This window comes from Rhabdaerophilum sp. SD176, from assembly GCF_030143245.1.
Lineage (GTDB): Bacteria > Pseudomonadota > Alphaproteobacteria > Rhizobiales > Beijerinckiaceae > Rhabdaerophilum.
Genome location: NZ_JARJNS010000003.1, coordinates 363,799 through 377,912, shown reverse-complemented (window position 1 = coordinate 377,912; position 14,114 = coordinate 363,799). Strand labels below are relative to the sequence as shown.

Below are 14,114 nucleotides of genomic sequence, written 5' to 3'. Positions count from 1 at the left end.
CGGATCGCTCCCGGACTCTTTTCTAAAGCTTGCGATTGGCCTAACAGAGAGGCTGTTCCTGTCAAGGAAGGTGATGGCCTTCCGGCAGGTTCACCCGCCCGCACTCCCCATCCGCCCGGCCGAAATGGCAGCGGATCGGCAGAAGCCGGGCAGGATCGAGGACAGAACAAGGCAACGATGCGGCAAGCTAACGCTTGCATGGAGCGGCGCTTTGTGAAAAGTGAAATGCATCTCATATGCTCTTTTTCGCATGTGAATTGCGATGTTAAGGCCGGGCGACCGAACTTCGGGCAGATGCAGCCCGGAACCAGGTCCGGTGGCACACAGGGGGAGTGGCACTCGCCATGACAATGACTTCGATTCGCCGGTCCGTCGGAGCGGCAGCCGGATGGATGGCTGCAGCGATGGGCACCGCCTCGTCGGCCTTTGCCCAGGACGGATACGGCCAGGCCGTGCCGTGGCAGCTCGATCTCCAGAAGGCTGCGACGCCGGTGGCCGAGTTCATCCACAGCTTCCATACCGGCCTACTCGTCACGATCACGGTGATCACGCTGTTCGTGCTCGCGCTGCTGATCTATGTCGCGGTCAAATTCAACGAGAAGGCCAATCCCAACCCTTCCAAGACCACGCATCATGTGGGTCTCGAAGTGGCCTGGACGCTGATCCCTGTGCTGATCCTCGTGGTCATCGCCATTCCGTCCTTCCGGCTGCTGAAGCAGCAGATCGTGCCGCCGCAGGCTGACCTGACGATCAAGGCGACGGGCCATGCCTGGTACTGGCGCTTCGAATACCCGAAGGATGCCGGCGGCTTCGAGTTCGAAGCCCGCATGATGACCGACGACGACATCAAGGATGCCGTCGCCAAGGGCAAGGGCAAGAAGGAAGACTTTCCGCGTCTTCTGGCGGTCGACAACGAGGTTGTCGTGCCCGTCAACAAGAATGTCGTTGTCCAGGTCACGGCCGCCGACGTTCTGCACGCGCTGGCCATGCCTTCCTTCGGCATCAAGGTCGACGCCGTGCCGGGCCGCCTGAACCAGACCTGGTTCCGGGCGACGCGCGAAGGCATCTATTACGGCCAGTGTTCCGAGCTTTGCGGCAAGGACCATGCCTTCATGCCGCTGGCGATCCGTGTTGTCTCGGAAGAGAAATACGCGGCCTGGCTCGCGGATGCGAAGAAGAAATTCGCCGTTGTCGGCGATGCGCCGCGCCAGACGGCGCAGAATGAAGTTCCCGCGCGCTGATCCTTCCGCGCGAACCGTCCCTTCGACAGGAGTTTATGGCAATGGCTCACGCTCACGCTGCCGATGACCATTCACACGACATGCCGACCGGCTGGGTCCGCTATGTCTATTCGACCAATCACAAGGACATCGGCACGCTCTACCTGATCTTCGCGATCATGGCGGGGCTGATCGGCGGCTTCCTTTCGGTTGCCATGCGCATGGAGCTGCAGGAGCCTGGCCTCCAGTATTTCTCCAATCCGCACACATTCAACGTGTTCGTGACCGGCCACGGCCTGATCATGATCTTCTTCATGGTCATGCCGGCCCTGATCGGCGGGTTCGCCAACTGGTTCGTGCCGATCATGATCGGCGCACCGGACATGGCCTTCCCGCGCATGAACAACATCTCGTTCTGGCTGCTGCCGGCTGCATTCGGCCTGCTGCTGATCTCGATGTTCGTCGAGGGGCCGCCCGGTGCCAACGGCGTCGGCGGGGGCTGGACGATCTACCCGCCGCTCTCGACCTCGGGCCAGCCCGGCCCGGCGATGGATTTCGCGATCCTCTCGCTGCACATTGCCGGTGCCTCGTCGATCTTGGGCGCGATCAACTTCATCACGACGATCTTCAACATGCGTGCGCCGGGCATGACGCTGCACAAGATGCCGCTCTTCGCCTGGGCCGTGCTGGTGACGGCCTTCCTGCTCGTGCTGTCGCTGCCGGTTCTCGCCGGGGGCATCACCATGCTGCTCACGGACCGCAATTTCGGCACGACCTTCTTCGCGCCGGAAGGCGGCGGTGACCCGATCCTGTTCCAGCATCTGTTCTGGTTCTTCGGGCATCCGGAAGTCTACATCCTGATCCTGCCGGCCTTCGGCATCGTCAGCCATATCGTCTCGACCTTTTCGAAGAAGCCGGTCTTTGGCTATCTCGGCATGGCCTATGCGATGGTGGCGATCGGCTTTGTCGGCTTCATCGTGTGGGCGCACCACATGTACACGACCGGCATCAGCCTCGCGGCCCAGCAGTATTTCGTGGCCGCCACGATGGTGATCGCCGTTCCGACAGGGGTGAAGATCTTCTCGTGGATCGCGACGATGTGGGGTGGCTCGATCCAGTTCCGCGCACCCATGGTCTGGGCGATCGGCTTCATCTTCCTCTTCACCGTCGGTGGCGTGACCGGCGTGGTGCTCGCCAATGCCGGTGTCGACCGTGTCCTGCATGACACCTACTATGTGGTGGCGCATTTCCACTACGTGCTGTCGCTGGGTGCGGTCTTCGCGATCTTCGCGGGCTGGTATTACTGGTTCCCGAAGATGTTCGGCTATGTCATCCCGGACTGGATCGGCAACCTGCACTTCGCGATCGCCTTCATCGGCGCGAATGTGCTGTTCTTCCCGCAGCACTTCCTCGGCCTGGCCGGCATGCCGCGTCGCTATGTCGACTATCCGGATGCCTATGCCGGCTGGAACTACATCTCGTCGATGGGCTCCTATATCTTCGCCGTCGGCTTGCTCGTGTTCTTCTATGGCATCTGGTACGCCTTCTCGAAGAAGATCAAGGCGGGCGACAATCCCTGGGGCGAAGGCGCGACAACGCTGGAATGGACCCTGTCCTCCCCGCCGCCCTTCCACCAGTTCGAGACGCTGCCGCGCATCACGGGCAGCAACCACTGATCCGCATTCCGGAGGCCGGGCAACCGGCCTCCGGAACGCTATCGGCAAGGGGCCCGCGGGCCCATTCCCGATGGCGTCCGGCCCAAAAGCCGGCGGTATCGTCCCCGACGAACACAGGACGATTGCGTGAGTGACCTTGGTGCTGACATCCGGCGCGAGACGCTGATCTCGAATGCCGACCCGCTGGATTTCCTGTCGCTGCTGAAGCCACGGGTGATGTCGCTTGTGGTTTTTACCGCGCTTGTCGGCATGGTGCTGGCCCCGGGGGTGATCCACCCGGTTATCGGCCTAATCGCCGTCTTCGCGATCGCGGTGGGTGCCGGGGCGTCGGGCGCGCTCAACATGTGGTATGATGCCGATATCGATGCCGTGATGGGCCGTACGGCGAAGCGGCCGATCCCCTCTGGGCGCGTCCAGCCGGGCGAGGCGCTGAGCTTCGGGCTGATTCTCTCGGTGCTCTCGGTGATGGTGCTCGGCCTTGCGACCAACTGGGTTGCCGGTGGCCTGCTCGCCTTCACGATCTTTTTCTACGTCGTCATCTACACGATGGGCCTGAAGCGCCGCACGGCACAGAACATCGTGATCGGCGGCGCGGCAGGCGCGCTTCCCCCGGTGGTCGGCTGGGCGGCCGTGACCGGCGGCGTGGCGATCGAGCCGATGATCCTGTTCTCGATCATCTTCCTCTGGACGCCTCCGCATTTCTGGGCACTGGCGATTGTCCGGAAGGACGATTACGCCCGTGCCGGCGTTCCGATGCTGCCGAATGTTGCCAGCGACCGGAACACGCGGCTGCAGATCCTGCTCTATTCGCTGCTGCTGATTCCTTTCGGCATCGCGCCGTTCTTCATGGGTTTCGGCGGCTGGCTCTACGGCGCCACCGCCCTCGTCGGCGGCGTGATGATGGTCTGGTGGTCTGTGGGCATCCTGCGCGCGGATGACGAGGGCCGGCTGAAAAAGGCCTGCTGGTCGCTGTTCGGCGGCTCGATCATCTATCTCTTTGCGGTCTTCGCGGCCCTGTTGCTCGAATGGGCCGGCGGCTTTGCCTGGGCTCTTCTCCGCGGGAGCCTGGCATGAGCGCACCGCAGGAGACCGAAGGTTTGCGTCTGACCGACGAGGAAAAGGCCCGCCGGGCGCGGCGGAACAAGGCGATCGGCTTCGGCGTGGCCGGCCTGTGCCTCCTCTTCTACGTGATCACCGTCTTCAAGATGGGACCTGCCATCCTTTCCCGGCCAATGTGACATGACCGAACGTCCGCTTCCCGCCCCTGTCGTGATCGATCCCGCCCGCAACCGCCGGGTTGCGGCCTATGTCGTGACCGGTTTCTGCGTGATGCTCGGCGCCTCCTTCGCGGCGGTGCCGCTCTATGACCTGTTCTGCCGTGTCACCGGGTATGGCGGCACCACGATGGTCGCGAGCCGTGCGCCGGACCGCGTGACCGAACGCGTGTTCACGATCCGGTTCGATGCGAATGTCGCGTCCGGGCTGAACTGGCGCTTCGAGCCGGAAGTGCCGGAGATCACGATCCGGGCCGGCGAGGTCAAGACTGTCAGCTACACCCTGCGCAATCCCGGCACGCAGCCGACGACGGGCATTGCCAGCTACAATGTCACGCCGGACCAGACGGGCGCCTATTTCAACAAGATCGCCTGCTTCTGCTTCACCGAACAGACGCTGCAGCCGGGCGAGGCCCGGACCGAGGAAGTGGTGTTTTTCGTGGATCCCGACATCGCGAAGAACCGCGAACTCGACAATATCCGAACGATCACCTTGTCTTACACGTTTTTTCCGTCCAAGAACCCGGTCAAGCCTGTGGCCGATGCTGGACAGCTGACGGCACCACCCGCGCCCGCGGGCGGCACCGTGTCGAAATAGAAGGGGGGCCCGTTTCCATGGCCGACGCACACGCCAAGAACCACGATTACCACATTCTTCCGCCGAGCCCCTGGCCCTTCATCGGGTCGGTCTCGGCCTTCATCTGCGCGGTCGGTGCCGTGATGTGGATGAAGAAGATGCCGATCGGGGGCCTCCAGGCCGGCAGCCTGCTCTTCTTCGCCGGCTTTATCGGCGTTCTCTACACGATGTTCGGCTGGTGGCGCGATGTCGTGAACGAGGCCGAGACGGGTGATCATACCCGCGTCGTGCAGATGCATCACCGCTACGGCATGATCATGTTCATCGCCTCCGAGGTGATGTTCTTCGTGGCGTGGTTCTGGGCCTATTTCGACGTGGCTTTCTTCACCAATGAGGCCATCCAGTACCAGCGGACCGAGCTGACCGGCGGGCAATGGCCGCCGAAGGGCATCGCGGTCTTCAACCCGTGGGAATTGCCGCTCTTCAACACGCTGATCCTGCTGACCTCGGGCACGACCGTGACCTGGGCGCATCATGCGATCGTGCATGGCGACCGGCAGGGGCTGCGCCAGGGCCTGTGGCTTACGGTTCTGCTCGGCGCATTCTTCACGCTGGTCCAGGCCTATGAGTACAGCCATGCCGCCTTCAAGTTCTCGGGCCATATCTATGGCGCGACCTTCTTCATGGCGACCGGGTTCCACGGCTTCCATGTTCTCGTCGGCACCATCTTCCTCGCGGTCTGCCTGATCCGTGTCTACAAGGGGCATTTCACGCCGAAGCAGCATCTCGGTTTCGAATTCGCGGCCTGGTACTGGCATTTCGTGGACGTGGTCTGGCTGTTCCTCTTCGCGGCCATCTATGTCTGGGGGTCGAACTGGGGCGCAGCGGCAGCCGCCGCCCATTGAGGACCTGCGAAGGGCGGCCCCGGGCCGCCCTTTCCGATTCGAGGGGAAGCCCATGCAGTATCACGGCCCGGAAGCCGACCCGGTTTCAGCCGGTCTGGCCGGACGTTGCCCCCGCTGCGGCGAGGGGCGCCTGTTCGACGGGTTCCTCCGTGTCGCCCCGTCCTGCCGCTCCTGCGGGCTCGATTACCGCTTCGCGGATTCGGGCGATGGGCCCGCCGTCTTCGTGATCCTGATTTCCGGTTTCCTTGTGGTCGGACTGCTGCTCTGGACGGAGATCCGCTACGAACCGCCAATCTGGGTCCATCTCGTGATCTTCCTGCCCATGACCTTGATCCTGTGCCTCGGCATGTTGCGTCCGCTCAAGGGCGTGATGATCGCCCTGCAATATCGCAATCGTGCCGAAGAGGGGCGGCTCTCCGACAAGCCATGAGCCTGCGCGTCAAGGGGTTCCTGTTCTTCATCGCGGCGATCACCTTGTTCCAGGCCGGGCTCGGCTTCTGGCAATGGCAGCGCATGGGCGAGAAAGAGGCCTTCCTGGCCGGCATTGCGGCAGCAGCCAAGGCACCGCCACGGCCGCTCGGGGAAGCGCGCCTCTGGGACCGGGTGACGGTCACGGGGCGTTTCGTCCATGAACGGTCCAGCTATGTCCGCACGTCCCGGCCCGAGCCGAAGCCCGGCGTCCAGGCGGGCCGCACCCTGCTGGGCAGCGGCTTCGGCGTCTTCGTCATGACGCCCTTCATCACCCGGCTCTGCGGCGCGGACGGGAAGTGCGCGCTGATCAATATCTACGTCAATCGGGGGTTCCTGCCGACCCGCGCCGATGGTCGTCTGCCGCCCTTCGACCGGCCGACCGAGCCGGTGACTCTGACCGGCTTCCTGCGGCCGACCGAATCCGCCGGGTTCTTTCCGCCGCATAATGACCCGCAGCGGCAGGTCTGGTTCTTCCGGAGCACGGACGAGATGGCCCGGCTGACCGGCCTGCCGGGCGCCGAAACTCTTGAGCAGGCCCGCGTACAATACAGCCGCTTCATTGACCTGCAGGCCGCGCCGGATGCCGTCGATCCGCCCTATGGCGTCGAGGTCGAGGCCTTTCTCGCGGCGATCCCCAACAACCATTTCCAGTATGCGCTGACCTGGTGGGGTCTCGCGCTGACCAATGTCGTCGTCCTGACATTTTTCCTTGCATCGCGCCGCCGGCGCGGCACAAGTGCGGTCTGAGTTTCTTCCCCTGCGGACAGCCTGCCATGCGCTACATCTCCACCCGGGGCGAGGCCCCTGCCCTCACCTTCGCTGATTGCCTGCTGGCGGGGCTTGCGCGCGATGGCGGCCTCTACCTGCCGGAAACCTGGCCGAGCCTCACCGCTGACGAGATTGCCGCCTATGCCGGCCAGACCTTCGATGCCGTCGCCTATGACGTGATCCGCCGGTTCACGGGCGGCACCATCCCCGATCCGGTGCTGCGGCAGGCCACGCGCGAGGCCTATGCCACCTTCGCCCATCCGGCCGTGACACCGCTGGCGCAGATCGGGCCGAACCGTTTCGTGCTCGAGCTGTTCCACGGGCCAACCCTCGCCTTCAAGGATGTGGCGATGCAGCTGCTGGCGCGGCTGATGGACCATGCGCTGACCGGAACCGGCAAGCGGGCGACGATTGTCGGCGCCACATCGGGCGATACCGGAGGGGCCGCCATCGAAGCCTTCCGGAGCTCAAAGCGCGCGGATGTCTTCGTGCTCTTTCCGGAGGGCCGGGTCTCGGATGTACAACGGCGGATGATGACGACGCCGACCGAACCGCATCTCCACGCGATCACCATTCCCGGCACGTTCGATGATTGCCAAGACCTTGTGAAGGCGTTGTTCAACCATCACGCCTTCCGGGATTCGGTGCAGCTCTCGGGCGTGAATTCGATCAACTGGGCGCGCGTGGTGGCGCAGGTCACCTATTATTTCGTCGCGGCGGTTGCGCTGGGCGCGCCGCACCGCAAGGTCGCCTTCACCGTGCCGACGGGAAATTTCGGTGATATCTTTGCCGGGTTCGTTGCGCGGAAGATGGGCTTGCCGATCGAGCAACTGGTCATCGCCACCAACATCAACGACATCCTCGCCCGGACGCTCGAAACGGGCCGCTACGAGATGGCCGGCGTGGCAGCGACCTCTTCGCCGTCAATGGACATCCAGATCTCCTCGAATTTCGAGCGCCTGCTTTTCGAGGCGTCGGGGCGGGATGCCGCTGCGGTGCGGCTGATGATGGCCGGCCTGAAGCAGAGCGGTTCCTTCACCCTGCCCCCGGACGTGCTGGCCGCGATCCGGGCGGATTTCTCGGCTTTCCGGGCCGACGAGGCCGAAGTGTCAGCGGCGATCCGGACCACGCGGGACAAGGCGGGCTATGTCGTCGATCCGCATACGGCAACGGGCGTTGTCGCGGCGGACAAGGCCGGGCTTGACCCGGCCGTGCCGATGGTGGTCCTGGCGACGGCCGCCCCGGCAAAATTCCCCGATACCATGCGCAGCGTCGCAGCGATCGAGGCGCCGCTGCCGGCGCGGCTTGGCCGGCTGATGACCGATCCGGAGCGGATTTCGCCGGTGGCCAATGACAGCGCGGCGCTTGAAGCCTTCATCCGGAGCCATCGACGGGATTCCTGACCGTGATCGGATTTCTTGCCAGCCTGACTGGCGGCGTACCGCACGAGACCCTGACGCTGGAATTCGGCGCGCTGCGCCTGCGCCCGCCGCAGATTGCGGATTACGCCCCCTGGGCCGAATTGCGGCAGGCGTCGCGGCCGTTCCTTCAGCCCTGGGAGCCGGCCTGGCCGGCCGATGACCTCAGCCAGGCCGCCTTCCGCCGTCGCCTTGCCCGCTATCGGCAGGAGATCCGCTCGGACAGCGCCTACCCGTTCTTCCTCGTGGACCGGCACAGCGAGGCCATTCTCGGCGGGATTACCCTCGCCAATGTCCGCAGGCGGGCCGCACAATCCGCGACGCTCGGCTACTGGATGGGGGCTCCGCATGCCGGAAAAGGCCATATGACCGAAGCCGTGAAAGCGCTCAGCCGGCATGCTTTCCTCCGGCTCGGGCTTGAACGGATCGAGGCGGCGTGCCTGCCGGACAATGCCGCCTCGGTACGTGTTCTTGAAAAAGCCGGATTTCGCCGCGAGGGCTACGCGCGTGGATACCTTTCCATCGCGGGGGCGCGGCGCGACCATGTGCTGTTCGCCCGGCTGAAATCAGATCCGATCCCAGAATAACCGGGGAATCCGCATATCCGTTTGCGCTCGTCGCTTGCCCCCCGGCAGGCGATGATGTTTGAACAGGGAAACGATTGAAGGGCTTGCCTCAGGTGATCCGCACCGTCATCCCAACCCTGCTGCCGTCCTCGCTCCGGCCTGGCCGGCAGGCCGTTTCCGCCTTTGCGGGATGCCGATGACCGCGCGGGTTCCTCCTGCGTCGCGCTTGGCACGAGGCTCTAGCCTCTGGCTTCGCCTCGTGCTGCTGGCCGGGCTGGTTCTGGCCTCAGCCAGCGGCGCCCGGGCGCTGGAGGCGATCCGTGTTGTGCCGCAGGCCGAGGCGATCGACCTGCTGCCGGCGGTGCAGGCGCAGGAATCGCGTGATGACCGGATCGAGATCCAGACCGCGCGGGACGCCAATGGCATCGTCCGGCGCATCGAGGTGCAGGCCCGCGAACCGGGCTCGCGCCCGCGCTGGATCGCCTTCGCGCTCGCCAACGAGACCAACGAACAGATCGAGCGCCTGCTGGTGGCGCCGCGCTTCAAGATGGCCGGTTCGGGCGTCTTCTGGCCCGATCTCGCCGCCTCGCGCATCGAGGCGATCACCGCCAGCCATGGCTACCGGCCCGAGCGCGAGGAGGCGACCGAGGCCGACCTCTTCCTGATCACGCTGGATCCCGGCTCGGTTGTCACCTTCGTGGCCGAGTTGCGCGGTAACCGCCTGCCGGAACTCACGCTGTGGGATCCGGATTCCTACAAGGACAAGCTCAATTCGCTGACTCTCTATCGCGGGATCGTCACCGGCATCGCGGCCCTGCTGGCGATCTTCCTGACGATCGTGCTGGCGCTGCGTGCCGCGCTGATCTTCCCGGCTGCCGCTGCCCTTGCCTGGTCAGTCCTCGTCTATCTCGGCATTGATTTCGGCTTTGTCGGCCGGTTCTTCGGCGTGCGGCCGGAAATCGAGAATATCTACCGCGCCGGCGCGGAAGCGGTGCTGGGCGGGACGCTGCTGGTCTTCCTGTTCGCGTATCTCAACCTCAACCGCTGGCATGCGCGCTACGCCCATATCACCGTCGTCTGGCTGGTGCTGATCGGGGCGCTGATCGCGCTGGCCAGCATTGATCCGGCGGTCGCAGCCGGTATCGCGCGCATTTCCATCGCGGCGATCGCGATCATCGGCTTCGTGCTGGTGCTTTTCCTCGCGCTCCAGCGCTATGACCGGGCCACGATGCTGGTGCCGACCTGGTTCCTGCTGCTCGTCTGGGTAATCGCGGCCGGCCTTGTCGTGAACGGCCAGATCGTCAACGACATCGCGACACCGGCCCTGCTGGGTGGCCTCGTCCTCATCGTGCTGCTGATCGGCTTTACCGTGATGCAGAATGTCTTCACCTCCAGCGCTGTCGCCACCGGCGCAGTGCCGGATGCCGAGCGCAAGGCGCTGGCCTTCGTGGGCGGCGGTGATCTCGTCTTTGACTGGGACGTGAGCGATGACCACCTCCATGTCAGTCCCGATCTCGAGGCGCATCTCGGCCTCGAACGCGGCGAGCTGGAGGGCCGGGCCTCCGCGATGCTGGATGTGATCCATCATGTCGACCGGGACCGCTACCGCACGATCCTCAATGCCCTCATCGAACAACGCCGTGGCCGGATTGCCCAGGATCTCCGCCTCGTTTCGCGCGATGGCTCGGTGCTCTGGTACCGGCTGAAGGCACGGCCGGTGGTCAACCGGGAGGGCGAAGTGGTGCGCGTCGTCGGCACCCTGACCGACGTGACCTCGATCCATCTCGCACAGGAGCGCCTGCTCCATGATGCGATCCACGATCACCTGACCGGCCTGCCCAATCGCCGGCTGCTGCTTGACCGGCTGGAATCCGCCCTCGTGGCGATGCGCTCCGCCGGGACCGCCATGATCAAGCCGAGCATGATCATCGTCGATGTCGACCGTTTCAAACAGATCAACGAGCAGATCGGCTTCAATGCGGGCGATATGGTGCTGCTGACCATTGCCCGACGCCTCGCCCGGGTGGTCAAGGCCGGCGATACGCTGGCCCGGCTCGCCGGCGACAGTTTTGGCCTCGTCGTCGTGTCCGAGCAGGATCCGCAACGGATCATGGCCCTGGCGGATCTGGTGCGGCGGGCCGTCTCCACCCCGATCACCCATGGCGAGCGGCAGATCTATCTCACCGGCTCGGTCGGCATCGCTTTTGTCGATGATGCCACGATGGTCGATCGCGAGGCCTTTGTCCGCAACGCGGAACTCGCGGCGATCCATGCCAAGCGGACCGGCCGGGACCGGATCGAGGTCTATCGCGCCTCGATGCGCTCGACCCCGCAGGACAAGCTGACCCTGGCGGCGGATCTCCGCCGCGCCATCGAGCGCAAGGAACTCGAGGTGCAATTCCAGCCGATCGTGCGGCTGGAGGACCGGGCCATTGCCGGTTTCGAGGCCCTCGTCCGCTGGAACCATCCGCGCCTCGGGCGGCTGCCCCCCTCGGAATTCATCGCGATTGCCGAGGAAACCGGCACGATCATCGAGTTGGGTCTGTTCGTGCTGGAGACCACTGCGCGCGAGTTGATGCTCTGGCAGCAGAACCTCGTCGTCGATCCGCCGATCTTCGCCAGCGTCAATGTGTCGAGCCGACAGCTCATCCGCAATGACCTGCTGCAGGATGTGCGCAACGTCCTGATCCGCTATCCGGTTCAGCCGGGTTCGCTGAAGCTAGAGATCACCGAGACGCTGGTGATGGAGAACCCCGAATACGCCTCGCAGATGCTGCAGAAGATCAAGGAGCTGGGGGCAGGCTTGGCGCTCGATGATTTCGGCACCGGCTTCTCCTCGCTGTCCTACCTGCAGCGATTCCCCTTCGACACGCTGAAGATCGACCAGAGCTTCGTGCGGCATGATGATACCGGCAAGCGCCCGCTGATCCTCCGCTCCATCGTCAGCCTCGCCCATGATCTCGGCATGACCATCGTCGCCGAGGGGGCAGAAACCGAAGCCGACACGGTGGAGCTGTTCCAGCTCGGCTGCGAATTCGCGCAGGGTTATGTGTTCGGCCCCGCGATCAATCTCGAGCAGACACGGCGGCTGATCGGCATCAATGCCTGAACGGGCCAAAGCCCGCGCTCAGGCATGGCCAGCATCGGCGGAGAGGAAGGCGGGGTCGATCCCGAGATGGCGCAGGGCGCGATCATACTTTGCCTCGTGATCCGCACCGAAGACGAGATCGAAATCGGTCGGTCCATGCAGCCAGGTGTTCTGCTGGATCTCGCGTTCGAGCTGGCCTGCCCCCCAGCTGGCATAGCCGAGGGCGAGAATCGCACTTTCCGGCCCCTCGCCGCGCGCGATCATGCGCAGCATGTCGACCGTGATGGTCAGGCCGATATTGTCGGCAATCGGCAGGGTGGAATCCTCGATCACACAATCAGTCGAATGCAGGACGAAGCCACGGGTCGTCTCGACCGGCCCGCCCGCCAGCACGGCGACGCGCTCGGCCCGACGCGGCAGGCGGATCGCCTGGTCCCGCGCGATGATGTCGAGCTGCACCAGAAGATCCGGAAAGCCGATATTGCGCGCCTGCCGGTTCACCACGATTCCCATCGCGCCCTCGCTCGAATGGGCGCAAAGATAGATGACCGAGCGGGCGAAACGCTCGTCCGGCATGCCCGGCATCGCGATCAGCATCTGGCCATCGAGAAAGCCGGGCGCGGGATTTCGGCGAAGCTTTTCCAGGTTCATGCCCCAAGATTTGCAAGCCTTGCCCGGATTGCCAAGGGGGATTTTCTGTCGCACCACCCAAGGCATCACGGGATTGTTCATGGGTCTTGAAGGCCTCATGAGGCATAAGGGCGGCATGACACGCCTGCTCGGTTTCTGTTTCGGCCTTGTTTTCCTGCTCGCCCTGCCCGTTCTGGTGCATGCGGCGGGCGGCAAGGCTTCGCCGTGGCTTGATTTCCGCGAAGCCCGGGTGCGGCTTGTCGTGCCGGCCAAGCCGCCGGCGCCGGGTGTTGTCGCGGCAATCGAGATCCGCCTCGCGCCGGATTACAAGACCTACTGGCGCAATGTCGGCGATTCGGGGGTGCCGCCACAGGCCGATTTTTCGGTGAGCCAGGGCTATTCCGGGCTCGCACTCGACTTCCCGTTTCCCAAGGCCTTCGATGACGGGGCCGGTGGCAAGGCCTGGGGCTATGTCCGCGAGGTGATGCTGCCGATCCGCGGCAACCTTTCCGGCAACCCGGCCCGGCTGGCCCTGAAACTGGATTTTGCGGTCTGCGGCACGATGTGCATCCCGCTTCAAGGCGAACTGGTGCTCGACGCGGGGAGTGCTCAGCCGCTCGAAGCGGCCGATCTCGACCGGATGGCGGCATTTCTTCGCATGGTTCCGGTACCGGCCACCGAGCCGGCGGCGCTGCTTTCGAAAGGCGGCACGGCGGAAACGCCGGTCTTTACCGTGAGTGTCGCACATCCCGGTGAACCGGGCGCGATTTCGGCCTTTGCCGAGGCTGACGGCTTCCTCGAGACGAAATCCGTCACCGCCCATACGCCCGGCCGCGTCGCCGTCACGCTGGCCGGACAGCCGGCGGCGGGCAAAGGCGGGAAGTTCGGACCGGTGCGGCTGACCTTCGGCACACGGGAAGTTCCACGCGAGATCACGCTGAACCTCGACGCCGGCCCGGTTCAGCCTTAAGTAGGCAGGGCTGCCCGGCGCCGGGCTGCATGCCCGTCACTCAGTTTCAGGATATCGCCATGCCTATCGCCGTCGGAGACCGCCTTCCGGATGTAACCCTGCGTACGATGACCGAGACCGGCCCGAAGCCGGTGACGACTGCCGATGTGTTCAGCGGCAAGACGATAGTGCTGTTCGGCGTTCCGGGTGCCTTCACGCCCACCTGCCACAAGACGCATCTGCCCGGCTTCCTCAAGGAAGCGGAAGCCTTCAAGGCCAAGGGCGTGGCGGGCATTGCCGTTGTCTCGGTCAATGATCCGTTCGTCATGGCCATGTGGGCCAAGGAAACCGGTGGGGAAGGCGTGATCACCTTCCTGGCCGACGGCAATGCCGAATTCGCCAAGTCGACCGGGCTGGATGTCGATCTTTCGGTAGCCGGCCTCGGCGTGCGCTGCCGCCGTTTCTCGATGCTGGTCGAGGATGGCGTCGTCTCGAAAATCAATATCGAGGAATCGCCCGGCAAGGCCGAGCTGAGCTCGGCCGAAACGCTGATCTGCCAGCTCTGAACGCCG

At 64.5% G+C, this 14,114-nt stretch carries 14 protein-coding genes; 13 read left to right on the top strand and 1 reads right to left on the bottom strand.

Annotated elements, in window-relative coordinates:
• The first annotated feature begins 350 nt into the window (after positions 1-350).
• The 11 genes from coxB (at position 351) to P0652_RS08440 (ending at position 11,984) form a co-directional block, all read left to right on the top strand.
• Positions 351-1,241 carry a cytochrome c oxidase subunit II gene (gene coxB, locus P0652_RS08490; protein ID WP_284178578.1) on the top strand — a complete coding sequence of 297 codons (891 nt, stop codon included), beginning with the start codon at positions 351-353 and terminating at the stop codon, positions 1,239-1,241.
• Positions 1,242-1,276: 35 nt separating this feature from the next.
• Complete coding sequence (gene ctaD / locus P0652_RS08485) at positions 1,277-2,896, top strand: cytochrome c oxidase subunit I (protein WP_502947499.1); 1,620 nt, start codon at positions 1,277-1,279, stop codon at positions 2,894-2,896.
• Between the two features lie 126 nt (positions 2,897-3,022).
• The gene (locus tag P0652_RS08480) at positions 3,023-3,970 is read left to right on the top strand and encodes a heme o synthase (protein ID WP_284178349.1); all 948 of its coding nucleotides are present in this window, start codon (positions 3,023-3,025) and stop codon (positions 3,968-3,970) included.
• Positions 3,967-4,134, top strand: coding sequence for a cytochrome c oxidase system small membrane protein (locus P0652_RS08475; protein WP_284178348.1), 168 nt, complete (start codon positions 3,967-3,969; stop codon positions 4,132-4,134). The genes P0652_RS08480 and P0652_RS08475 overlap by 4 nt, the downstream gene beginning before the upstream one ends.
• Position 4,135: 1 nt before the next feature.
• Positions 4,136-4,768: a cytochrome c oxidase assembly protein gene (locus P0652_RS08470; RefSeq protein WP_284178347.1), complete on the top strand. Its 633-nt coding sequence runs from the start codon at positions 4,136-4,138 to the stop codon at positions 4,766-4,768.
• 17 nt (positions 4,769-4,785) lie between these two features.
• Positions 4,786-5,652 carry a cytochrome c oxidase subunit 3 gene (locus tag P0652_RS08465; protein WP_284178346.1) on the top strand — a complete coding sequence of 289 codons (867 nt, stop codon included), beginning with the start codon at positions 4,786-4,788 and terminating at the stop codon, positions 5,650-5,652.
• A 52-nt stretch (positions 5,653-5,704) separates the two neighbouring features.
• Positions 5,705-6,082 carry a DUF983 domain-containing protein gene (locus tag P0652_RS08460; RefSeq protein WP_284178345.1) on the top strand — a complete coding sequence of 126 codons (378 nt, stop codon included), beginning with the start codon at positions 5,705-5,707 and terminating at the stop codon, positions 6,080-6,082.
• Positions 6,079-6,870: an SURF1 family protein gene (locus P0652_RS08455; protein ID WP_284178344.1), complete on the top strand. Its 792-nt coding sequence runs from the start codon at positions 6,079-6,081 to the stop codon at positions 6,868-6,870. Before P0652_RS08460 ends, P0652_RS08455 begins: the two co-directional genes overlap by 4 nt.
• 26 nt (positions 6,871-6,896) lie before the next feature.
• Complete coding sequence (gene thrC / locus P0652_RS08450; RefSeq protein ID WP_284178343.1) at positions 6,897-8,294, top strand: threonine synthase; 1,398 nt, start codon at positions 6,897-6,899, stop codon at positions 8,292-8,294.
• Between the two features lie 2 nt (positions 8,295-8,296).
• The gene (locus tag P0652_RS08445; RefSeq protein ID WP_349774971.1) at positions 8,297-8,896 is read left to right on the top strand and encodes a GNAT family N-acetyltransferase; all 600 of its coding nucleotides are present in this window, start codon (positions 8,297-8,299) and stop codon (positions 8,894-8,896) included.
• A 175-nt stretch (positions 8,897-9,071) separates the two neighbouring features.
• On the top strand, positions 9,072-11,984 hold the full coding sequence (locus P0652_RS08440) for an EAL domain-containing protein (RefSeq protein WP_284178342.1): 2,913 nt from the start codon (positions 9,072-9,074) through the stop codon (positions 11,982-11,984).
• Positions 11,985-12,002: 18 nt separating this feature from the next.
• On the opposite strand, the gene P0652_RS08435 is transcribed toward P0652_RS08440, so the two are convergent.
• The gene (locus tag P0652_RS08435) at positions 12,003-12,614 is read right to left on the bottom strand and encodes a YqgE/AlgH family protein (protein WP_284178341.1); all 612 of its coding nucleotides are present in this window, start codon (positions 12,612-12,614) and stop codon (positions 12,003-12,005) included.
• A gap of 115 nt (positions 12,615-12,729) precedes the next feature.
• Between P0652_RS08435 and P0652_RS08430 the strand changes: the two genes are divergently transcribed.
• Together P0652_RS08430 and P0652_RS08425 are read left to right on the top strand one after the other, a co-directional pair.
• The gene (locus P0652_RS08430) at positions 12,730-13,563 is read left to right on the top strand and encodes a protein-disulfide reductase DsbD domain-containing protein (protein WP_284178340.1); all 834 of its coding nucleotides are present in this window, start codon (positions 12,730-12,732) and stop codon (positions 13,561-13,563) included.
• A 59-nt stretch (positions 13,564-13,622) separates the two neighbouring features.
• Positions 13,623-14,108, top strand: a complete 486-nt coding sequence (locus tag P0652_RS08425) for a peroxiredoxin (protein ID WP_284178339.1) — start codon at positions 13,623-13,625, stop codon at positions 14,106-14,108.
• Positions 14,109-14,114 lie beyond the last annotated feature (6 nt).